Origin of the sequence: Bradyrhizobium sp. 164 (genome assembly GCF_023073715.1) — a bacterium.
Classification (GTDB): domain Bacteria; phylum Pseudomonadota; class Alphaproteobacteria; order Rhizobiales; family Xanthobacteraceae; genus Bradyrhizobium.
The window spans coordinates 61,344-82,000 of record NZ_JADPKA010000083.1 but is presented as its reverse complement, the minus strand read 5'-3'; the positions used below and the strand labels follow the sequence as shown (position 1 = coordinate 82,000).

General features: G+C 64.1%; 21 protein-coding genes. 19 read left to right on the top strand and 2 right to left on the bottom strand.

What is annotated here, in order from left to right; translation table 11 throughout:
- The first annotated feature begins 268 nt into the window (after positions 1-268).
- The 10 genes from IVB01_RS25585 to IVB01_RS25540 all read left to right on the top strand — a co-directional run bounded on the left by IVB01_RS25585 (position 269) and on the right by IVB01_RS25540 (position 9,734).
- Complete coding sequence (locus tag IVB01_RS25585; RefSeq protein ID WP_247278526.1) at positions 269-1,030, top strand: tripartite tricarboxylate transporter TctB family protein; 762 nt, start codon at positions 269-271, stop codon at positions 1,028-1,030.
- A gap of 4 nt (positions 1,031-1,034) precedes the next feature.
- Positions 1,035-2,552 carry a tripartite tricarboxylate transporter permease gene (locus tag IVB01_RS25580; RefSeq protein ID WP_247278527.1) on the top strand — a complete coding sequence of 506 codons (1,518 nt, stop codon included), beginning with the start codon at positions 1,035-1,037 and terminating at the stop codon, positions 2,550-2,552.
- Between the two features lie 122 nt (positions 2,553-2,674).
- Entirely contained in the window at positions 2,675-3,655 is a 981-nt protein-coding gene (locus tag IVB01_RS25575) for a tripartite tricarboxylate transporter substrate binding protein BugD (protein WP_247278528.1), read from the top strand.
- 170 nt (positions 3,656-3,825) lie between these two features.
- Positions 3,826-4,620, top strand: a complete 795-nt coding sequence (locus IVB01_RS25570) for a thymidylate synthase (RefSeq protein WP_247278529.1) — start codon at positions 3,826-3,828, stop codon at positions 4,618-4,620.
- Positions 4,621-4,625: 5 nt separating this feature from the next.
- Positions 4,626-5,111 (top strand): GNAT family N-acetyltransferase, encoded by a 486-nt coding sequence (locus tag IVB01_RS25565; RefSeq protein WP_247278530.1) that lies wholly within the window; start codon positions 4,626-4,628, stop codon positions 5,109-5,111.
- Entirely contained in the window at positions 5,111-5,620 is a 510-nt protein-coding gene (locus IVB01_RS25560; protein WP_247278531.1) for a dihydrofolate reductase, read from the top strand. The genes IVB01_RS25565 and IVB01_RS25560 overlap by 1 nt, the downstream gene beginning before the upstream one ends.
- Before the next feature lie 153 nt (positions 5,621-5,773).
- On the top strand, positions 5,774-6,916 hold the full coding sequence (gene hflK, locus IVB01_RS25555; RefSeq protein ID WP_247278532.1) for an FtsH protease activity modulator HflK: 1,143 nt from the start codon (positions 5,774-5,776) through the stop codon (positions 6,914-6,916).
- Positions 6,913-7,809, top strand: a complete 897-nt coding sequence (locus IVB01_RS25550; protein ID WP_247278533.1) for a protease modulator HflC — start codon at positions 6,913-6,915, stop codon at positions 7,807-7,809. The genes hflK and IVB01_RS25550 overlap by 4 nt, the downstream gene beginning before the upstream one ends.
- Before the next feature lie 69 nt (positions 7,810-7,878).
- Entirely contained in the window at positions 7,879-8,085 is a 207-nt protein-coding gene (locus tag IVB01_RS25545; protein ID WP_027560516.1) for a DUF2065 domain-containing protein, read from the top strand.
- A 143-nt stretch (positions 8,086-8,228) separates the two neighbouring features.
- Entirely contained in the window at positions 8,229-9,734 is a 1,506-nt protein-coding gene (locus tag IVB01_RS25540; protein WP_247278534.1) for a Do family serine endopeptidase, read from the top strand.
- Positions 9,735-9,810: 76 nt separating this feature from the next.
- Here IVB01_RS25540 and serB read toward each other — a convergent pair whose 3' ends face one another.
- Complete coding sequence (serB, locus tag IVB01_RS25535) at positions 9,811-10,716, bottom strand: phosphoserine phosphatase SerB (RefSeq protein WP_247278535.1); 906 nt, start codon at positions 10,714-10,716, stop codon at positions 9,811-9,813.
- A gap of 11 nt (positions 10,717-10,727) precedes the next feature.
- Between serB and miaA the strand changes: the two genes are divergently transcribed.
- The 8 genes from miaA (at position 10,728) to IVB01_RS25495 (ending at position 19,266) form a co-directional block, all read left to right on the top strand.
- On the top strand, positions 10,728-11,684 hold the full coding sequence (gene miaA / locus IVB01_RS25530) for a tRNA (adenosine(37)-N6)-dimethylallyltransferase MiaA (RefSeq protein WP_247278536.1): 957 nt from the start codon (positions 10,728-10,730) through the stop codon (positions 11,682-11,684).
- A gap of 328 nt (positions 11,685-12,012) precedes the next feature.
- Positions 12,013-13,788 (top strand): acetolactate synthase 3 large subunit, encoded by a 1,776-nt coding sequence (locus IVB01_RS25525; RefSeq protein ID WP_247278537.1) that lies wholly within the window; start codon positions 12,013-12,015, stop codon positions 13,786-13,788.
- A 144-nt stretch (positions 13,789-13,932) separates the two neighbouring features.
- Positions 13,933-14,475, top strand: a complete 543-nt coding sequence (ilvN, locus tag IVB01_RS25520; RefSeq protein ID WP_247278538.1) for an acetolactate synthase small subunit — start codon at positions 13,933-13,935, stop codon at positions 14,473-14,475.
- Positions 14,476-14,478: 3 nt separating this feature from the next.
- Positions 14,479-15,174, top strand: a complete 696-nt coding sequence (locus tag IVB01_RS25515; protein ID WP_247278539.1) for a class I SAM-dependent methyltransferase — start codon at positions 14,479-14,481, stop codon at positions 15,172-15,174.
- Between the two features lie 49 nt (positions 15,175-15,223).
- Positions 15,224-16,114 carry an EamA family transporter gene (locus IVB01_RS25510; protein WP_247278540.1) on the top strand — a complete coding sequence of 297 codons (891 nt, stop codon included), beginning with the start codon at positions 15,224-15,226 and terminating at the stop codon, positions 16,112-16,114.
- Positions 16,115-16,121: 7 nt separating this feature from the next.
- Positions 16,122-16,724, top strand: coding sequence for a LysE family translocator (locus tag IVB01_RS25505; RefSeq protein WP_247278541.1), 603 nt, complete (start codon positions 16,122-16,124; stop codon positions 16,722-16,724).
- A gap of 134 nt (positions 16,725-16,858) precedes the next feature.
- Positions 16,859-17,878 carry a ketol-acid reductoisomerase gene (gene ilvC, locus IVB01_RS25500; protein ID WP_035700280.1) on the top strand — a complete coding sequence of 340 codons (1,020 nt, stop codon included), beginning with the start codon at positions 16,859-16,861 and terminating at the stop codon, positions 17,876-17,878.
- A gap of 539 nt (positions 17,879-18,417) precedes the next feature.
- On the top strand, positions 18,418-19,266 hold the full coding sequence (locus IVB01_RS25495; protein WP_247278542.1) for an SDR family oxidoreductase: 849 nt from the start codon (positions 18,418-18,420) through the stop codon (positions 19,264-19,266).
- Positions 19,267-19,278: 12 nt separating this feature from the next.
- On the opposite strand, the gene IVB01_RS25490 is transcribed toward IVB01_RS25495, so the two are convergent.
- A complete protein-coding gene (locus IVB01_RS25490) occupies positions 19,279-19,899 on the bottom strand; it encodes a hypothetical protein (protein WP_247278543.1) in 621 nt (206 codons plus the stop codon).
- A gap of 105 nt (positions 19,900-20,004) precedes the next feature.
- Here IVB01_RS25490 and IVB01_RS25485 point away from each other — a divergent pair, with 105 nt between their 5' ends.
- Positions 20,005-20,655 (top strand): TetR/AcrR family transcriptional regulator, encoded by a 651-nt coding sequence (locus IVB01_RS25485; RefSeq protein ID WP_247278544.1) that lies wholly within the window; start codon positions 20,005-20,007, stop codon positions 20,653-20,655.
- Positions 20,656-20,657: the final 2 nt, after the last annotated feature.

Genomic DNA, 20,657 nt, shown 5'->3' with positions numbered 1-20,657 from the left:
GTTTCCATCCGCGGGTTCCGGATGGTCGTCGGTTTGCAATCTTTTCATCGCCATTGAAGTATCCCGCTGCCGCTCCAACAGCGCGACGGTTGCGGTGCTCACCTCCGTTCGCGCATCAATCCACTCTGGCTCCTGCTCGCCGGAGCCTGTTGGGTTTTGCTGGCATTGTGTGATGAAAATCGCTAGGCAGTGATCCGGGCGGGGGATCCAGTTCCAGCCGATTTAGAACAACAGTGCTCGTGACTTACGGGTCGCGGAGGAGACAGCCATGGCCGACACGATGGGCCACTCAGCGACCGCCACCCGAAACACAAAGGTGGCGCTCGGTTTTTGCCTGCTGGCGCTTGCGCCGCAGATTTTCGAATTGATCTGGTCGATCGGGACGATCTTCGGCTGGGGCGCCGGGCGCGGCCCGGCGACGGTCGTCACCAACCACGCGACCGCGCTACTTGCCGGCGCGCCCAGCGCCATCCTCGGATCGTTCGGTGGCGGTGCCAAGAAGGCCTCGTCCGAGGTGCTGCTGGCGCTCATCTATTCCTATCCGCTGTTCGTGGTGGCGATTCTCACGCTGTTCATGACGATCCGATCGGCGCAGGACTATGTCGGCGGCGTTGTCCTGATGGCGCTGGCCCTGTTCGCGTTGTGGGCATCGAGTGATTTGCAGGGCATGCGGGGCTTCTCCTTCGGCGCAGGGACCGCGCCGCGCATGTTCGGCGGCCTGCTGGTCGCCTTGTCCGCCGGTATCGCCCTGACCGGGCTCCTGACGGAGGGAGCCCCGCTCGCCCATTACGCCTGGCGCGGGCCGCTGTTCGTGGTGGCGGCGATCGTCTTTTTCGCACTGGCGATCCGGCCTCTCGGCCTCGTGGTCACAGCCTTCGTAAGCTTCATGATTGCGGCGACGGGCTCGCACGAGACGCGCTGGCTCGAAGCTGCGATCGTCGGCGCCTGCCTGACGTTCGGTTGCGCAATCCTGTTTCCGTACGTGCTCGGGCTGCCGATGCCGATGTTTCCGCGTTTCCTGATCCAGTGAGGGCGTGATGGATATCTTTGCCAACCTCGCTCACGGCTTCGCCGTCGCGCTCTCTCCGATCAACCTTCTGATGTGCCTGATCGGCGCTCTGGTCGGGACGCTGGTGGGCGTGCTCCCGGGCATCGGCACCATCGCGACCGTCGCGATGCTGCTACCGATCACCTTCGGACTGCCGCCGGTCGGCGCGCTGATCATGCTCGCCGGCATTTATTACGGCGCCCAGTACGGCGGCTCGACCACGTCAATCCTGGTCAACATACCCGGTGAGGCGACATCGGTCGTTACCGCCATCGATGGCCATCAGATGGCCAAGCAGGGCCGCGCTGGCCCCGCGTTGGCGATCGCCGCGATCGGCTCGTTCTTCGCCGGCTGCGTCGCGACCGTCTTGATTGCCGTCCTCGGCGCGCCGCTTACGAAGCTCGCGCTGGCGTTCGGCCCGGCCGAATATTTCTCGCTAATGGTGCTTGGCCTGATCTTCGCGGTGGTCCTGGCCAAGGGCTCGGTGCTGAAGGCGATCGCGATGATCGTGTTCGGCCTGTTGCTCTCGATGGTCGGCTCGGACATCGAGACCGGCGCCTCGCGCATGGCCTTCAACATCCCGGAGCTCGCCGACGGTCTCGGCTTTGCGACGGTGGCGATGGGCGTATTCGGCTTTGCCGAGATCATCCGCAATCTCGACGCCGGCGCCGAGATGAGCCGCGATCTCGTGCAGCAGAAGATCACCGGCCTGATGCCGACCAGAAAGGATCTGATCGACTCGACGCCTGCCATCCTTCGCGGCACCGTGCTCGGCTCGATCCTCGGTATCCTGCCCGGCGGTGGTGCGACGATCGCGTCGTTTGGCGCCTATACGCTCGAGAAGAAGCTTGCCAAGAATCCGTCGCGCTTTGGCCGCGGTGCGATCGAGGGCGTGGCGGGGCCGGAGAGCGCCAACAATGCCGCCGCGCAGACCTCGTTCATCCCGCTGCTGACGCTCGGCATCCCGCCCAACGCGGTGATGGCACTGATGGTGGGCGCGATGACCATCCACGGCATCGTGCCGGGCCCGCAGGTGATGCAGAAGCAGCCGGATCTCGTCTGGGGCATGATCGCCTCGATGTGGATCGGCAATCTGATGCTGATCATCATCAACCTCCCGCTGGTCGGCATCTGGGTGCGGCTGCTGCGCGTGCCGTACCGGCTGATGTTCCCCTCGATCGTGATCTTCTGTGCGATCGGCATCTATTCGGTGAACAACGCACCGGTCGACGTCATCCTCGCAGGCGTGTTCGGCCTCGTCGGTTACTGGCTGATCAAGCACGATTTCGAGCCCGCGCCGTTGCTGCTCGGCATGGTGCTGGGGCCGCTGATGGAAGAGAACCTGCGCCGTGCGCTGCTGATCTCGCGCGGCGACTGGAGCGTGTTCCTGACGCGTCCGTTGTCGGCGGTGCTGCTGGCGGTCGCGGCGGGCCTCCTCGTTCTTACGGTGCTACCGGTGTTGCGCGCCAAGCGCGACGAGGTTTTCACCGAGTCTGAGAACTGAGAGGTTGCGCCCTGCGTCGGCGCGCCGCATTCGGAAGTCGAATCGACTTGTATGACGGCTTCGTGGAATGAAAATGCCGGCCCTTGTGGCCGGCATTTTTGTTTGTCTCCCGGGAGATCGAGATGACTGTCATTCGCGCGCTTGCGGGCGCATGTGCCGCGGCGTTCGCATCATTGTGCGTCCTTGCCGCACCCGCTGAGGCACAGACCTATCCGACGCGCAGCATCACCATGATCGTGCCGTTCGCGGCCGGCGGACCGACCGACGTCGTCGCGCGCATCGTCACCGCGCACATGGCGCAGACGCTGGGGCAGAGCATCATCATCGAGAATGTAGTGGGCGCCGGCGGCACCACCGCCACAACGCGCGCCGCGCGTGCGGCCAACGACGGCTATACGCTCATCACCGGGCATATGGGCACGCATGCCGCCTCCGTGCCGCTTTATCCAAAGCTTGCCTATCATCCCGAAAAGGACTTCGAGCCGGTCGCGCTGCTCGCGGGCACGCCGATCCTGATTCTGGCGCGCAAGGATTTTCCGCCGAAGGACCTCAAGGAGTTCGTCGCCTACGTGAAGGCCAACGCCGAGAAGGTGAATGCCGCGCATGCCGGCGTCGGCTCGGTCTCGCACGTCTCGTGCGAGCTTCTGCACTCCATCCTCGACATCAAGCCGGTCGGTGTGCCCTTCAATGGCACGGGCCCCGCGATGAACGCGCTGGTGGCCGGCCAGGTCGACTACATGTGTGACCAGATCGTCAACGCCGTGCCGCAGATCAATGCCGGCACCATCAAGGCCTATGCGATCGCGACGGCGGAGCGCAATCCGTCGCTGCCGAACGTGCCGACGACGGCGGAAGCCGGCCTACCCGCATTCCAGGCCCAGGCCTGGAATGCGATGTTCGCACCGAAGGGAACCTCGCCGGCAATCGTTGCGAGCCTGAACGCCGCGGCCATCAAGGCGCTCGACGACGAGACCGTCCGGAAGCGCCTGCTCGAGCTCGGCAGCGTCATTCCCGGCCCCAAGGACCGTACGCCGGAGGCGCTGGCGACCCTCGTCAAGAACGAGATCGCGAAATGGAGCCCGGTGCTCAAGCCGGCAACTTAGCCAGCGGGATCAGGCTGATAGGTGAGGGGCGGGACGCTGGGTTCCGCCGCTTGTCGTTTGCGCCGGGAACGCTCACTTTTCCGGGTATAATCGGCGCGAACAGCGAATCGCCGCTGTCGCAGCGCGGAGGCGGCCGCTAAGTTTCCAGCCTCCCCAAAGGCGCACGACACATGCACCAGTATCAGGACCTGCTCGAGCGGATTCTTTCAGACGGCGCCGAGAAGACCGACCGGACCGGTACCGGTACGCTGTCGGTGTTCGGCCACCAGATGCGCTTCAATCTGTCCGCCGGTTTCCCGATGCTGACCACCAAGCGGCTGCCGCTGAAGGCGATTGTGCATGAGCTGCTCTGGTTCCTGAAGGGCGATACCAACATCAAATATCTGCGCGACAACGGCGTCACCATCTGGGACGAATGGGCCGATGCCAATGGCGATCTCGGCCCGGTTTACGGGCATCAGTGGCGCTCCTGGCCCGCGCCTGATGGCCGCAGCATCGACCAGATCGCGAACGTGGTCGACATGATCAAGCGCAATCCGGACTCGCGCCGCCTGATCGTCTCGGCCTGGAATCCGGCCGAGGTCGACAAGATGGCGCTGCCGCCGTGCCACTGCCTGTTCCAGTTCTACGTCGCCAACGGCAAATTGTCTTGCCAGCTCTATCAGCGCTCTGCCGACGTGTTCCTCGGCGTGCCCTTCAACATTGCCTCCTATTCGCTGCTGACGATGATGGTCGCGCAGGTCACCGGCCTCAAGCCCGGCGACTTCGTGCATTCGTTCGGCGATACCCATCTCTATTCCAACCATCTGGAGCAAGCGAAGCTCCAGCTCACCCGCGCGCCCCGCGCGCTGCCGGTGATGCGGATCAACCCCGACGTGAAGGACATCTTCTCGTTCCGCTTCGAGGATTTCGAGCTCGTCGGCTACGATCCGCATCCGCACATCAAGGCGGAAGTCGCGGTTTAGCGCCTATGTCGCTCAACATCCGCCGCGTGCGCCCGGGCGAAGCCGGGCTCGTTCTTGCTTTCATCCGCGAACTCGCCGAATACGAAAAGCTCTCGCACGAGGTCGAGGCAACAGAGGCGATGATTGCGGACGCGCTGTTCGGCGAGCGGCCGCAGCTCCATTGCGCGATCGCCGAATGGAACGGCGAGGCGGCCGGTTTTGCGGTGTGGTTTGCGAATTTCTCCACTTTCAGCGGCCGCCACGGCATCTATCTCGAAGACCTCTATGTGCGGCCGTCGCATCGGGGCAGGGGCCTCGGCAAGGCGCTGCTGGTCTATCTCGCGAAGGAATGCGTCGACAACGGCTGGTCGCGCCTGCAATGGGCGGTGCTCGACTGGAATGCGCCGTCGATCGCGTTCTACAAATCGCTCGGTGCCGTCATGATGGACGACTGGACGCTGTGTCGCGTCACCGGGCCAGCGTTGACACGGCTTGCCGGGAGCGCGACCTGATGGAGATCGTCTTCGTCGTCGCGATCGCCGAGAACGGAATCATCGGCGCGGGCAACACCATGCCGTGGCGACTGAAATCCGACATGGCGCGCTTCAAGGCGCTCACGATCGGCAAGCCCGTGATCATGGGCCGCAAGACCTTCGAATCCCTGCCCCGGCCGCTGCCGAACCGCACCAACATCGTGATCACGCGCGATGCGGGTTATCGCGCCATCGGAGCCATCGTCACGACATCGGCGGCTGATGCGGACGCGGTTGCGCGGGGCGACGCCCTGCGGCGTTCGGTCACTGAGATCGCGGTGATCGGCGGCGCCGAGATCTTTCGGCAATGGATCGATCGCGCCGATCGGCTCGAAATCACCGAAGTGCATGCGCGGCCCCAAGGCGACACGTATTTCGACATCGACAAGGCCGAGTGGGACGAGGTGGCGCGCATCCGTCATCCTGCCGGCCCCGACGACAGCGCCGACTTCTCCTATGTGACATATCGTCGGCGGGCGGGCCATTAACCGCATTCGCCAATGTTTACATTGACTTTTTCGCGCCCGAGCATAGCTCGGAGGACGGTCAGGGCTGCGTTGTAAGGGACCTGCCTGTCCCCTATAAAGCCGGACCGGACAAAGCGGGCGGGGGCAATGCCACCCTGCCGAGGAGAGCGTCGAATGCCGTGGAAGAATCAGGGCGGTGGCCCATGGGGCTCGGGTCCAAAGGGACCATGGGGCTCCGGCCCGCAACCGGTCGGGCCGAGGCCGCCGGATCTGGAAGACCTCCTGCGGCGCGGCCAGGACCGCCTCCAGCAGATCATGCCGGGCGGCTATTTTTCCGGCGTCGGCATCACGCTGATCATCCTGCTCATCGTCGCGTTCTGGCTGCTGTCGGGCTTCTTCCGCGTGCAGTCCGAAGAGCGCGGCGTCGTGCTGCGCTTCGGCAAGCATGTCCGCACCGTCGATCCGGGCCTGAATTACCACCTGCCCTATCCGATCGAGACCGTGCTGCTGCCGAAGGCGCTGCGCGTCTCCACGACTTCCATCGGCATGACGGTGATCGAGGATCCGGCGCGGCGCGGCCGCTCCATTCGCGACGTGCCGGAAGAGAGCCTGATGCTGACCGGTGACGAGAACATCGTCGACGTCGACTTCACCGTGCTCTGGCGCATCAAGCCCGACGCCGGCGGCGTGGGCGATTTTCTGTTCAACATCCAGAACCCCGAAGGCACCGTGAAAGCGGTCGCCGAGAGCGCGATGCGTGAGGTCATTGGCCGTTCGCAGATCCAGCCGATCCTGACCGGTGCCCGCAATACGATCGAGCAGGGGGTGCAGGAACTGATCCAGAAGACTCTCGACAGCTATGGCGCAGGCATTCTCATCACCCAGGTGCAGATGCAGAAGGTCGATCCGCCGGCGCAGGTGATCGACGCCTTCCGTGACGTGCAAGCGGCGCGCGCCAATCTGGAGCAGCTGCAAAACGAAGCGCAGACCTACGCCAACCAAGTGGTGCCGCAGGCGCGCGGACGTGCAGCGCAGATCCTGCAGGCCGCCGAAGGCTACAAGGAGCAGGCGGTCGCCGAGGCCAAGGGCCAGAGCGCGCGCTTCCTGAAAGTGTACGACGAATACAAGAAGGCGCCCGACGTGACGCGTGAACGGATTTATCTGGAGACGATGGAGCGCGTGCTCGGCGGCGCCGAGAAGCTGGTCTATGACGGCGGCCCTGCGGGTCAGGGTGTCGTGCCCTATCTGCCGCTTCCCGAGTTGACGCCCAAGCGGCAGCCTACGACCGGTCCGCAGTCGAGCGGAGGCAACCGATGAGGTCTCCGGTTACAGGTTTCGTCTCGCTGCTCGGACTCCTGCTGGTCGTGATCGTCGGCTACATGTCGCTGTTCACGGTGCAGCAGACCGAGCAGACCATCGTGCTCCAGTTCGGCAAGCCCGTCGACGTCGTCACCGCACCCGGCCTGCATTTCAAGGCGCCGTGGAATTCGGTGATCAACATCGACAAGCGGATCCTCGACCTGGAGAACCCGTCGCAGGAAGCGATCGCCTCCGACCAGAAGCGGCTGGTGGTCGACGCTTTCGCGCGTTACCGCATCAAGGATGCGTTGCGCTTCTATCAGAGCGTCGGCTCGATCCAGGCCGCCAACATTCAGCTGACCACGCTCCTCAACGCGGCGCTGCGCCGCGTGCTCGGCGAGGTCACCTTCATCAACGTGGTTCGCGACGATCGCGAGAAGCTGATGCAGCGCATCCGCGACCAGCTCGACCGCGAGGCCGATGGCTACGGCATTCAGGTCGTCGACGTCCGGATCCGCCGTGCCGACCTGCCGGAGCAGAACAGCCAAGCGGTCTACCAGCGCATGAAGACCGAGCGCGAGCGGGAGGCCGCTGAGTTCCGTGCACAGGGTGGCCAGAAGGCCCAGGAGATCAAGTCCAAGGCCGATCGCGAGGCGACCATCATCGTCGCGGAGGCCAATTCGCAGGCTGAGCAGACCCGCGGTGCAGGCGATGCCGAGCGCAACCGCCTGTTTGCGGAAGCCTACAGCAAGGACGCCGATTTCTTCGCCTTCTACCGGTCGATGACGGCCTATGAGAACGGGCTGCGTTCGAACGATACCCGTTTCCTGCTGCGGCCAGACTCGGATTTCTTCCGGTACTTCAGTAACCCGTCCGGCAAGATGGCAACCGAGACGCCGGCGAAGCCGTAAGCTAGACAGGGCGGCCGGCTTGGCCGCCCTTGCCCAGACAAGAACAGCATAACGGGAGGTTCCATTCCGATGAGGTCCATTGCGTTTGCCGACTTCCTCATCGGCCTAGGCATCCTGTTCGTGCTGGAAGGCTTGATGTTCGCGGCCAGTCCCAACTGGATGCGCAAGGCCATGAAGAGTGCTATCGCCACGCCGGACAACATCCTGCGGGCTGTCGGAATCGGTTCGGCCGTGGCCGGCCTGATCCTGATCTGGGTGATGCGGCGCCCGGTTTAAGCATCATGCCAACGCCAAAGTGAAGGCAATCGACCGGTTTTTCGCCGTATTATCGGGGTGTTGAGACCCGTTAAGCTCTGCGCTTGCGCCGTCCCCCCGTTCGAGCGCAGGCTGGCGCCGAACCCTATTCTCTGGAGATCACAATGACCGCTGCCACCATTGCCCCGTCCCGCTTGCGCCATTGGGTGCGAACTGGGCTGGCCGCGCTCGCCATCGGTGCTTTCGGCGCGTTCGGCACGCCGGCCCATGCGCGTGGAGCGGACGGCATCGCCGACGTCGCCGAGAAGGTGATCGACGCGGTCGTCAACATCTCTACGTCGCAGACCGTCGAGGCCAAGGGCGGCGGCAGCAATACCATGCCGCAACTGCCGCCAGGTTCGCCGTTCGAGGAGTTCTTCGACGACTTCTTCAAGAACCGCAGGGGTCCCGGCGGTGGCAGCAAGGGCGGCGACAACAACCCGCCGCGCAAGACCAACTCGCTCGGCTCCGGCTTCATCATCGACACAGCAGGCGTGGTCGTTACCAACAACCATGTCATTGCCGATGCCGACGAGATCCATGTCATCCTCAACGACGGCACCAAGATCAAGGCCGAGCTGGTCGGCGTCGACAAGAAGACCGACCTCGCCGTGCTCAAGATCAAGCCTCCGAAGCCGCTGGTCGCGGTGAAGTTCGGCGACTCCGACAAGCTCCGGCTCGGCGACTGGGTGGTCGCGATCGGCAACCCCTTCAGTCTCGGTGGCACGGTCACGGCCGGTATCGTCTCGGCCAAGAACCGCGACATCTCCTCAGGGCCATATGACAGCTATATCCAGACCGACGCCTCCATCAACCGCGGCAATTCCGGCGGCCCGCTGTTCAACCTCGACGGCGACGTCATCGGCGTCAACACGCTGATCATCTCGCCCTCCGGCGGCTCCATTGGCATCGGCTTCGCCGTGCCGTCGAAGACGGTCGTTGGCGTCGTCGACCAGCTCCGGCAGTTCGGCGAGCTGCGCCGCGGCTGGTTAGGGGTGCGCATCCAGAGCGTCACCGACGAGATCGCCGAGAGCCTCAACATCAAGCCGGCGCGCGGCGCGCTGGTCGCCGGCGTGGACGACAAGGGTCCGGCGAAGCCCGCCGGCATCGAGCCTGGTGACGTCGTCGTCAAATTCGATGGCAAGGACGTCAAGGATCCGAAGGACCTGTCCCGCGTCGTCGCCGACACGGCGGTTGGCAAGGAGGTCGACGTGATCATCATCCGCAAAGGCCAGGAACAGGCCAAGAAGGTCACGCTCGGCCGGCTCCAGGATCCCGAGAAGGTGCAGGCCGCGGTGAAAACCGACGAGCCCGCACCCGAGAAGCCGGTGACGCAGAAGGCGCTCGGTCTCGATCTGGCAACGCTGAGCAAGGATCTACGCACGCGCTACAAGATCAAGGACACCGTCAAGGGCGTGGTCGTCACCAATGTCGAGGCCAATTCCGACGCCGCCGAGAAGCGGCTCTCCGCCGGTGACGTCATCGTCGAGGTGGCGCAGGAGGCGGTGTCGAGCGGCGCCGACATCCAGAAGCGGGTCGATCAGCTCAAGAAGGACGGCAAGAAGTCGGTGCTGCTGCTCGTCTCCAATGCCGACGGCGAGCTGCGCTTCGTGGCGTTGAGCGTGCAATAGGAAGGGCTGGTCGTCCTACCATTCATTGTCATTCCGGGTTCGATGCTTCGCATCACCCGGAATGACGCAGAGAACGTTACCCCTCCACGAACTCCTCGCGCCGATACCCTTGCGCATACAGCAGCGCGGTGAGATCGCCGTGATCAATCCGCGCTGCCGCGGCCGCGGCCACCGCCGGCTTGGCGTGATACGCCACACCGAGCCCCGCCGCCTGGATCATCCCAAGGTCATTGGCGCCGTCACCGACCACGATCGACTCGAGGTCGTCGAGATCAAACGATTCCATCAGATCCAACAGTGTCGCGAGTTTCGCGGCGCGGCCCAGGATCGGTTCCTTCACCTCGCCGGTGAACTTGCCGTCGCGCACGACGAGTTCGTTGGCGCGGTTTTCCTGGAAGCCGATCTTGGCGGCGACCGCGTTCGTGAACAGCGTGAAGCCGCCCGAGACGAGGCAGGTGTAGGCGCCGTGCGCGCGCATGGTCGCGACCAGCTCACGGCCGCCGGGGGTCAGCGTGATGCGTTTGGCCAGTACTTCGTCGACCGCGCTGGCGGGCAGATCCTTGAGCAGCGCAACGCGCTCGCGCAGCGCCGGCTCGAACTCGATCTCGCCGCGCATCGCGCGTTCGGTGATGGCGGCCACATGCGCCTTCACCCCGACCAAGTCGGCGAGTTCGTCGATGCATTCCTGGCCGATCATGGTGGAATCCATGTCGGCGAGAAAAAGCTTCTTGCGCCGGAAGCCGACTGGCTGCACGACGATGTCGATGGGCAGGTCGCCGCGAAGCTCGCGGAGCCGCTGTTCGATGGCGTGGCGGTCGCCTTCGAGGTTACTTTCGGCGCCGAAGGGAATGTCGACCGCAACCCCTTCGAACAACCAGTGCGCGGGAGCTGCTTGTGGCAGCACAGCGCGGGCGCCGTCGACGATGGTAGAGTCGAGCGCAGGATTGTCGGGATTGCAGATCAGCGTGGCGACGAGGGACATTTGAGGTTTTCGTGAGCGAGGGGCAAGTCAGCGGAAGGCGTGTTGGCAAGGCCGTGCTTATCGCAGGCCCGACCGCCAGCGGCAAGTCGGCGCTGGCGCTCGAGCTTGCGCTCGCCACCGGCGGCATCATCATCAACGCCGATTCCATGCAGGTTTACCGCGATCTGCGCATCATCACGGCACGGCCGACAGGGGCTGATGAGGCGCTCGTGCCGCATCGTCTCTATGGCCATGTCGATGCGGCCGTGAATTTCTCGGCCGGTGCCTGGGTGAGCGACGCGGCGAAGGCGCTCGAAGCGGCGATGGCCGAACGCCGCCTGCCGATCTTCGTCGGCGGCACCGGGCTCTATTTCAAGGCACTGACGGCGGGCCTCTCCGTAGTGCCGCCAATTCCTGCCGAGGTGCGCGAGGATGTGCGCGCGCGGCTGCAGCAGAACGGCGTCGAAGCGCTACACGCGGAACTCGCGCACCGCGATCCGCGTGCGGCCGAACGATTGAATCTGCGCGACCGCACCCGGATCGCGCGCGCGCTGGAAGTAGTCGAAGCGACCGGCCGTTCGCTGCTCGACTGGCACGGCGAAGGCCAGCCGCCGTTGCTGCCGAAGGACAATTTTCGCGCGGTGTTTCTCGCCCCCGCGCGCGACGAACTCTATGCCCGCATCGATGCGCGCTTCGATGCCATGTTGAGCGCCGGCGCGCTCAGGGAGGTCGAGCGGCTTGCCGCCAGACACCTCGATCCGCTGTTGCCGGCCACGAAGGCCCACGGCGTGCCGGCGCTGATCCGGCATCTGCGCGGCGAGCTCAGCCTGGAAGAAGCTGCCACAATCGGCCGCGCCGACACCCGCCACTACGCCAAGCGCCAGTTCACCTGGTTCCGGCATCAATTGCCTGAGTTCGAATGGGTGAAGCCGGAGGAGGCGAGGGGATGGCTCGCCGCGATCGTGGACGCGACACGGGATGCGAACTGACGAGCTTTTGTACCCGGTTCCCGAATTTACCGCTCGCCGAACCCGGGGAACACCGCTACACTGCCAAAATCGCGCGGGAACGGCCACATTGCCTTGACATCCGGGCTTTGGCCGCTATGTTTCGCGCAACCTTTGGGAAGCCGAGCGCCTGCCATGCGTAACATTATTACCAAACTCCTTATCGCCGTCGTACCCAGGCACACCGCCGGGGGTGGCTAGCTGCCATCCACAAGACAGGCGGTGTGCGTGGGCCCTCTTCGGGGCCTTTTTTATTTCCCGAACCCGACACGAACGAAGCCGCTGACAACAGCGCATCCGGAGCAAGCCAATGAGCGAGAAGAGCCACGATCCGAACCAGATGACCGGCGCCGCGATGATCGTCCGCGCGCTCATCGATCATGGCGTGACCGACATTTTTGGCTATCCCGGCGGCGCGGTGCTTCCCATCTATGACGAGATCTTCCAGCAGAGCGAGGTCCAGCACATCCTGGTCCGCCACGAGCAGGGCGCCGGCCATGCCGCCGAGGGCTATGCGCGCTCGACCGGCAAGCCGGGCGTCGCGCTGGTGACCTCCGGTCCCGGCGCCACGAACATGGTGACGCCGCTGACCGACGCGCTGATGGATTCGATCCCGCTGGTGTGCATCTCCGGCCAGGTGCCGACGCATCTGATTGGCAACGACGCCTTCCAGGAATGCGACACCGTCGGCATCACGCGCCCCTGCACCAAGCACAACTGGCTGGTGCGCGACGTCAACGATCTCGCCAAGGTGCTGCACGAGGCTTTCTACGTCGCGACCTCCGGCCGTCCGGGTCCGGTGCTGGTCGACGTTCCCAAGGACGTGCAGTTCGCGACCGGTACCTATCATCCGCCGCGCAAGTCCGACGTGCACCGCTCCTATGCGCCGCGCGTGAAGGGCGATGCCACGCAGATCCGCAAGGCGGTGGCGCTGCTCGCCAACGCCAAGCGTCCGGTGATCTACAGCGGCGGTGGCGTCATCAATTCCGGTCCCGAGGCGACCAAGCTCTTGCGCGAGCTGGTCGAGGTCACTGGTTTCCCGATCACCTCCACGCTGATGGGCCTCGGCGCCTATCCAGCTTCGGGCAAGAACTGGCTCGGCATGCTCGGCATGCACGGCACTTATGAAGCTAACATGACCATGCATGATTGCGACGTCATGCTGTGCGTCGGCGCGCGCTTCGACGACCGCATCACCGGTCGCGTCGATGCGTTCTCGCCGGGCTCGAAGAAGATCCATATCGACATCGACCCATCCTCGATCAACAAGAACATCCGGGTTGACGTGCCGATCATCGGCGATTGCGGCAACATCCTCGGCGACATCCTCCAGGTGTTCAAGGCAGAGGCGAAGAAGCCCGACATCAAATCGTGGTGGCAGCAGATCGCGCAGTGGCGTGCCCGTAATTCGCTGTATTACAAGAAGAGCAACGACGTCATCCTGCCGCAGCATGCGATCCAGAGCCTGTTCGAAGCGACGCGCGGCAAGGATACCTACATCACGACCGAGGTCGGCCAGCACCAGATGTGGGCCGCCCAGTTCTACGGCTTCGAGGAGCCGCATCGCTGGATGACGTCGGGCGGCCTCGGCACCATGGGCTACGGCCTGCCGGCCGCGATCGGCGTGCAGGTTGCCCACCCGGACAGCCTCGTCATCGACATCGCGGGCGATGCCTCGGTGCAGATGACGATGCAGGAGATGTCGACGGCCGTGCAGTACGAGCTGCCGATCAAGATCTTCATCCTGAACAACCAGTACATGGGCATGGTGCGGCAGTGGCAGCAGCTGCTGCATGGCAACCGCCTGTCGCATTCCTACTCGGAGGCGCTGCCGGATTTCGTCAAGCTCGCCGAAGCCTATGGCGGCATTGGCCTCCAGGTGCACAAGCCTGGCGATCTCGAGGGCGCCATCAACGAGATGATCGCGGTCAAGCGCCCGGTGCTGTTCGACTGCCGCGTCGCTGCGCTCGAAAACTGCTTCCCGATGATCCCCTCCGGCAAGGCGCACAACGAAATGCTGTTGCCGGAGCAGGCCAACGACGCGGCCACCGCAAAGGCATTCGCCGGCGGCAAGGCGCTGGTGTGAGCGCAATGGTCACAAGCTCCGCTGCCATCGCCCGGCTCGAGCGGCCGATCCAGTACGCCGCTCCCTGTGTAGGGATCTCAGGCCGTGGCAATTACTGGCGGCCCGCCTTCGCGGACATGACGAAAAGGATTTGAGGGGACGACAATGAACCAGCCGGCATCCGCCTACTTCATCGAGGACCGTCACGATCCCAACGAGACGCACACGCTCGCCGTGCTCGTGCAGAACGAGCCCGGCGTGCTTGCGCGCGTCATCGGTCTGTTCTCGGGCCGCGGCTACAACATCGAGAGCCTCACGGTCTCGGAGACCGAGAGCCAGAAGCACCTCTCGCGCATCACCATCGTCACGACGGGCACGCCAATGGTGATCGAGCAGATCAAGCACCAGCTCGATCGCATGATTCCGGTCTATCGCGTCGTCGACATGACGCAGACCAAGCGCTCGATCGAGCGGGAGCTCGCGATGGTGAAGGTGCGCGGGCAGGGCGAGCACCGGGTCGAGGCGCTGAGGCTTGCGGATGCGTTCCGCGCCCGCGTGATCGACGCCACCACCGAGAGCTTCGTGTTCGAGATCACAGGCAATACGGACAAGATCAATCAGTATATCGACCTGATGCGCCCGCTCGGCCTCGTCGAGGTGTCGCGCACCGGCGTTGCCGCGATTGGTCGCGGGCCTGAAGGGATGTGAACCATGCTGGCGCGCGACTGGTACTATAATGAGCGGAACCGGATGGGGATCGAGCCCGCAGTGGCGTCGATCTATGACAGCCATGACGATGCCGACCTGCGGGCGCGCGCCGCGCTGAAAATGCTCGGGGTCCAGCGCGGCTGGCGCATCGCCGATATCGGCTGCGGTAACGGCGTGCTGGCCACCGAAGCGGCGCTAATGGGCGCCGAGGTCGATGCTATCGACATCTCGCCCGCGATGCTGGCGCTCGCCGAGATCTATGCACGTGACCGCAAGGCGCCGGTCCGCACCCAATCGGCCGGCCTGCTGAGCTTCTCCTACCATCCGGAATCCTACGATTTGATCGTCAGCGAGTTCACGCTGCACCATCTGCCGGACTTCTGGAAGGCGGTGGCGATGTCGCGGATCTATCGCGCGCTGAAGCCGGGCGCGAGCTTCTACCTGCGCGACATCGTCTACACTTCAATGCCGGACGCCATTGAGCGCGACGTCGAGCAATGGGCCGACTTCCAGATCAAGAACCACGACTTTTCGCGTGAAGGTGTCGTCGCGCACATGCGCGACGAATATTCCACCTTCGGCTGGGTGATGGAACGGATGCTGACCGACGTCGGCTTCAGGCTGGTCTCGGCCGACTATCACGCCCCGATGCACGGCACCTATCTGCTGCGGAAACCGAAAGCCGGCGAGCAAGGCTAGATCAGAACAATAACAGGGACTGCACGACAGGGCAGGACCGGGAACAACAATGAAGCCGGCCGACATCCTCATCGCCGTCCTGGTGGCGATCATCTGGGGGCTTGCCTTCGTGGCGAGCCGGATCGCGCTCGACGAGTTCTCGCCGGAGCTGATGACGGCAATGCGCTTCACCATTGCTGCAGTACCGTGCCTTTTCATTCCCAAGCCGAAGGTCGCCTGGCCGCTCCTGATCGCGATCAGCGTCACGCTGTTCCTCGGCCAGTTCCTGAGCCAGGCCTATGGCATCGCCCACGGCGTGCCGGTCGGCCTGGCCAGCGTGGTCGTGCAGAGCCAGGCGCTGTTCACGATCGGCTTCGCCGCTGTCGCATTCGGCGAACGCCCGACGCCGATGCAGACGCTCGGCATCGTCATCGCAGCAGCCGGCCTTTTGATGATCTGCGGGACCGTCGGCTACGATTTCAGCGTCGGCGCCTTCGGGGTGCTGATGATCGCGCCGGTCTGCTTTGCGGTCGGCAATCTGCTGCTGCGGGGCGCCCGTGGTGCGCCGATGTTCGACCTGTTCGCCTGGCTGTGCCTTACTGCCGCGGTGCCGCTGTTCGCGCTCGCGCTGGTCGTCAACGGGCCAACGCCGACCTGGCAGTCGCTGATCCACATGTCTCTGACAGGCCTGATCTGCCTGCTGGTGATCGGCGCCGTCTCCACCAGCATCGCCTACTGGCTGTGGGGACGATTGCTGCGCGATTATCCGGCGGCGCAGGTGGTGCCGTTCGCGCTGCTGGTGCCGTTCGTGGGATCGGCCGCCTCCAGCATCGTGTTCGGCGAGCGGTTCGGACCCCTGCGCCTCGCCGGCATGCTGACCGTGATCGGCGGTATCGCGGTGATGGTGCTGGCGCAGCGGCCCAAGGCATCGCCCAAAGAGCCGCTGCCGAAAGTCGCGTGAGGCGAACATGTCCCAGTCGCTGTTCTATGCCTTCCTCACCTTCATGGTCGTGATGTACTTCACGCCTGGGCCGAACAACATCATGCTGCTGTCCTCGGGCCTGACCTACGGCTTCCGGCGCACCATCCCCCACATCGTCGGGATCGTCATCGGCTTCGCCTTCATGGTCGCCGCGGTCGGCCTCGGGCTCGGCTCCGTGTTCCTGGCCTATCCGGTCCTTCAGACCATCTTGAAATATGCCGGTGCCGCCTACCTGATCTATCTCGCCGCCGCGATCGCCATGTCCGGGCCGACCAAGCCGGGCGACGGCGCCGCCCGCGGCCCGATGACCTTCTGGGGCGCGGCGATGTTCCAATGGATCAACGCCAAAGGCTGGGTGATCGTGATCGGCACCATTACCGCCTACGCGGCGATCGCCCAATTCCCGCTCAACATCGCAATCCAGACCCTGATCAGCCTGCTCGTAGGCACGGTCTCGACCGTGGTCTGGGCTCTGTTCGGCTCCGCATTGCGGCCGGTCCTGACCTCAGAGCGGCTGGTCCGTGCCTTCAATGTGCTGATGGCCGTCCTGCTGCTCGCTTCCCTCTACCCCGTCTTCATGGATGCATGATGCCGCAGATTTCCATGCAGAAACGGGTTTCCCAGCGGCCCTAAAATGCTCTAGACAGCCCCCGAAATCCGTCAATTCACCTTCGAAATATCTGACCATCGGCCGATTTCCGGCCCCGAACGAGGAAACGAACTATGCGTGTTTATTACGATCGCGACGCCGACCTGAACCTGATCAAGGGCAAGAAGGTCGCCATCGTCGGCTATGGCAGCCAGGGCCACGCCCATGCGCTGAACCTGAAGGACTCCGGCGTCAAGGAGGTAGCGATTGCGCTGCGCAAAGGGTCGGCCTCGGCCAAGAAGGCGGAGAACGCCGGCTTCAAGGTGATGGAAGTCGCCGAAGCCGCCAAATGGGCCGACCTCGTCATGATGCTGACCCCGGACGAGCTTCAGGGCGACATCTATCGCGAGCACCTGCACGACAACATGAAGAAGGGCGCCGCCCTCGTGTTCGCGCACGGCCTCAACGTCCACTTCAATTTGCTCGATCCGCGCGCCGACCTCGACGTGCTGATGATCGCGCCGAAGGGCCCCGGCCACACCGTGCGCTCGGAGTACCAGCGCGGCGGCGGCGTGCCCTGCCTGATTGCGATCGCCAAGGACGTCTCGGGCAACGCCCATGACCTCGGCCTGTCCTATGCCTCCGCGATCGGCGGCGGCCGCGCCGGCATCATCGAGACCACCTTCAAGGAAGAGTGCGAGACCGACCTGTTCGGCGAGCAGGTGGTGCTCTGCGGCGGCCTGGTCGAGTTGATCAAGGGCGGCTACGAGACCCTGGTCGAAGCCGGCTACGCCCCGGAGATGGCCTATTTCGAGTGCCTGCACGAAGTGAAGCTGATCGTCGACCTGATCTATGAAGGCGGCATCGCCAACATGAACTACTCGATCTCCAACACCGCCGAGTACGGGGAGTATGTCACCGGTCCGCGCATCATTACCGACGAGACCAAGAAGGAGATGCGGAAGGTTCTCGCCGACATCCAGGGCGGCAAGTTCGCGCGCGACTGGATGCTCGAGAACAAGGTCAACCAGACCTCCTTCAAGGCGACCCGCGCCAAGCTCGCCGCACACCCGATCGAAGAGGTCGGCGCGAAACTGCGCGACATGATGCCCTGGATCAAGAAGGGTGCGCTGGTCGACAAGAGCAAGAACTAAGCCGTTGTGCCCCGGACGCAGCGCAGCACCTTGGTGATGCCCTGCTGATCCGGGGCCAAGCGGCCTCTGGATCCCGGCTCCGCGACGCATTGCTTATGCGCTGCGCCTTGTCCGGGACACGCGAGCGAAAGCTTCGCTCGCCAAACAAATCTTTAAGCCTTCGCGACTATGTTCGAGCGAGATCGCAAACGCGATCTTTCTCTTCCTTCTCGCGCGAAGCATAGTTGCTTCATTCAAATTCTTCGCGAGTTGATGCGCTGCTTGAACGCCAAGAACTGACGCTTAAACCACATTCTTGATCTCGCGTCCCTTTTCAAAAATTTCTAGAACTCCCTGATCGTGAAAAGGGCTGCGTCGTCAGAGTGAAAGATTCGGCTCTTCATCCGCCTTTTCAAGGTGCCTTCGACCTCATGTCGCAACGTTCGCGCGCCGCTTCATCTTAACAACCGACACCTGCTGCGCGGACTTGCGCGCTGGGCGCCATTTGCACACAGGCACCTTCCTCCTGCATGATCACGGCAACCCGAGGTGGAAAGACCATGCGATCTGTCGTCGTTACCGGGGCGTCTACGGGCATCGGCTGGGCCGTTGCGAAATTCCTGATCGGGCGCGGCTATCGCGTGTTCGGCAGTGTCCGCAAGCAGGCCGACGCCGACCGGCTGCAAGGCGAGTTCGGTGCGAACTTTGCCCCGCTGCTGTTCGACGTCACCGACGAGGCAGCAGTCCTCGCCGCCGGGCGAAAAGTTCGCGGAGCGTTGGGCGGCGAGACGCTGGCCGGTCTCGTCAACAATGCCGGCATCGCGGTTGCCGGTCCCGTGCTCGAATTGTCGGCCGATGATTTCCGCCGCCAGATGGACGTCAACGTCATTGGCCCTGTCATCGCGACGCAGGCGTTCGGGCCGCTGCTCGGCGCAGACCCCTTGCTGAAGGGGCCGAAGGGCCGGATCGTGATGATCAGCTCGGTCGCTGGCAAGAGCGGCAATCCGCTGTCGGCGCCTTACAGCACCTCCAAGCACGCCATCGAGGGCCTGTCGGAGAGCCTGCGCCGCGAGCTGATGCTGTTCGGCATCGACGTCATCATCGTCGCCCCCGGCGCGGTGAAGACGCCGATCTGGAGCAAGGCCGAAGAGATCGACCTTTCCGTCTACCAGAACTCGCCCTATCTGCCGGCGCTGAACAAGGTGATGGCGTTCATGATGGACATCGGCGCCAAGGGCCTGCCCGCCGAGCGGATCGCCGAGATCGTGTTCGAGGCGCTGACGGCGCCAAGCCCGAAGGTGCGCTACCAGATCACGCCGGACCCGCTCCGCCACCTGATTGCGGCCGTGCTACCGAAACGGACGCTCGACCGCATCATCGCCAAGCGGCTCGGATTGCTGCCGCAGTGAGTTTGGGCGTTTTCAGCCCGCGGCGACGGTTTGCCTGCGCGGGTGGCGGGCCATCGCTATCATGCGCAACGTCAGCACGATCAGCAGCGGAACGAGGAATGCGGCGTAGAGCGGCATGGCCGGCACGCGCTTGCCGAACGACACCATGAACTGGAACCAGAGATAGTAGCCGCCCGCAACGTGCAGTATGCGCCAGGTGCGCAATCCGAGCAGCGCGGCGGTGCGGTCGAACGAGGTCGCACTCATCGCGATGATGAAGCCATAGCCGATGCCGCCAAAGATGTAGGAGGCGGCGGAGGTCGCCTGGGCAAAGCCGGCCGGATCCATCCTGGCGAACGCGACGATCGCCGCCGCGTGGATGGCGTGGGAGGCCGCGAAGCTCAAGCCGAGATAGCGGCGGTTACGGTGCTGCCAGCGCGTCCAGGCATTGGGCGAGAGCCGCGCCAGCGCCGCGGCACTGAAGGCGAGGCAGAACAGCAGCAGCGAACTTCGCGCCGTGAAGCGGATCACCATACGAACGCCCTCAACCTCGAACAGCCGCATCGAGGCGATCCACAGGCTCAGGGCGATCAGACTGAGCGTTAGGACGGCAAGCTGCCGCCAGCCTTCGAGCCAGCTTTGACGTTGTGACATGGCGATCTCCTCAAGGATGTAATCAATGATTACATATAGAGCAACAAAATCGTCAATAGTGTAATCGCTGCTTACATTCACGTTCGGGTGATGCTAGAAGACGCTATGCCCGCCCGTCAGACGTCCAAACCGCGTGCCCGCCGAACACCCGAAGCCCGGCCGTATCACCACGGCGACCTTCGCCGTGTGCTGATTGACGCTGCGCTGCAATTGGCGGCCGAAGGTGCGGAGGTCTCCGTCCGCGAGGCGGCGCGCCGGGCCGCGGTGTCGCCGGGCGCGCCGTTCCGGCACTTTCCGAACCGCGATGCCTTGATGGCGGCGGTGGCCGAGGAGGCGCAGCGGCGTTTCCGCGCTGAGATCGAGGCGGCGCTGGGCGAGGAGCCGCCCAAGGGTCCACTGGAGCGTTTTCGCGCCTTTGGACTCGCTTACTTGCGCTGGGCCATGCGCAATCCGGCTCATTTCGAGATCATCTCCACCGGGCGCTACTTCGCCCATGGCAGCTCGGCGGACCTGACCCGCGACAATACCGAGCTGATCGCGCTGTCGGAACGGATGCTGACTGATGCGGCCGAGCAGGGCCTGCTGAGGTCGGCGGATCTGAAGCGCATCCAGATCGCCAGTCGCGCGTTGGTCTACGGTTTTGCCCGGATGAATCTCGATGGCCACTTTCCGCGCTGGGGCATCGAGGACGGCCAGATCGAGCGGATGGCGGAGGGGGTGATCGACCTGTTCATCGCGGGGATCGCCCAACCCTGACG

Bases quoted from the DNA above. Each gene is read 5' to 3' on its own strand.
- IVB01_RS25560 (WP_247278531.1), top strand. From the start codon at position 5,111: ATGGAGATCGTCTTCGTCGTCGCGATCGCCGAGAACGGAATCATCGGC.
- IVB01_RS25545 (WP_027560516.1), top strand. From the start codon at position 7,879: ATGAGGTCCATTGCGTTTGCCGACTTCCTCATCGGCCTAGGCATCCTG.
- IVB01_RS25575 (WP_247278528.1), top strand. From the start codon at position 2,675: ATGACTGTCATTCGCGCGCTTGCGGGCGCATGTGCCGCGGCGTTCGCA.
- IVB01_RS25570 (WP_247278529.1), top strand. From the start codon at position 3,826: ATGCACCAGTATCAGGACCTGCTCGAGCGGATTCTTTCAGACGGCGCC.
- IVB01_RS25495 (WP_247278542.1), top strand. From the start codon at position 18,418: ATGCGATCTGTCGTCGTTACCGGGGCGTCTACGGGCATCGGCTGGGCC.
- ilvN (WP_247278538.1), top strand. From the start codon at position 13,933: ATGAACCAGCCGGCATCCGCCTACTTCATCGAGGACCGTCACGATCCC.
- ilvC (WP_035700280.1), top strand. From the start codon at position 16,859: ATGCGTGTTTATTACGATCGCGACGCCGACCTGAACCTGATCAAGGGC.
- IVB01_RS25540 (WP_247278534.1), top strand. From the start codon at position 8,229: ATGACCGCTGCCACCATTGCCCCGTCCCGCTTGCGCCATTGGGTGCGA.
- IVB01_RS25510 (WP_247278540.1), top strand. From the start codon at position 15,224: ATGAAGCCGGCCGACATCCTCATCGCCGTCCTGGTGGCGATCATCTGG.
- IVB01_RS25585 (WP_247278526.1), top strand. From the start codon at position 269: ATGGCCGACACGATGGGCCACTCAGCGACCGCCACCCGAAACACAAAG.
- IVB01_RS25490 (WP_247278543.1), bottom strand. From the start codon at position 19,899: ATGTCACAACGTCAAAGCTGGCTCGAAGGCTGGCGGCAGCTTGCCGTC.
- IVB01_RS25505 (WP_247278541.1), top strand. From the start codon at position 16,122: ATGTCCCAGTCGCTGTTCTATGCCTTCCTCACCTTCATGGTCGTGATG.
- IVB01_RS25550 (WP_247278533.1), top strand. From the start codon at position 6,913: ATGAGGTCTCCGGTTACAGGTTTCGTCTCGCTGCTCGGACTCCTGCTG.
- IVB01_RS25565 (WP_247278530.1), top strand. From the start codon at position 4,626: ATGTCGCTCAACATCCGCCGCGTGCGCCCGGGCGAAGCCGGGCTCGTT.
- IVB01_RS25515 (WP_247278539.1), top strand. From the start codon at position 14,479: ATGCTGGCGCGCGACTGGTACTATAATGAGCGGAACCGGATGGGGATC.
- IVB01_RS25485 (WP_247278544.1), top strand. From the start codon at position 20,005: ATGCCCGCCCGTCAGACGTCCAAACCGCGTGCCCGCCGAACACCCGAA.
- hflK (WP_247278532.1), top strand. From the start codon at position 5,774: ATGCCGTGGAAGAATCAGGGCGGTGGCCCATGGGGCTCGGGTCCAAAG.
- IVB01_RS25525 (WP_247278537.1), top strand. From the start codon at position 12,013: ATGAGCGAGAAGAGCCACGATCCGAACCAGATGACCGGCGCCGCGATG.
- serB (WP_247278535.1), bottom strand. From the start codon at position 10,716: ATGTCCCTCGTCGCCACGCTGATCTGCAATCCCGACAATCCTGCGCTC.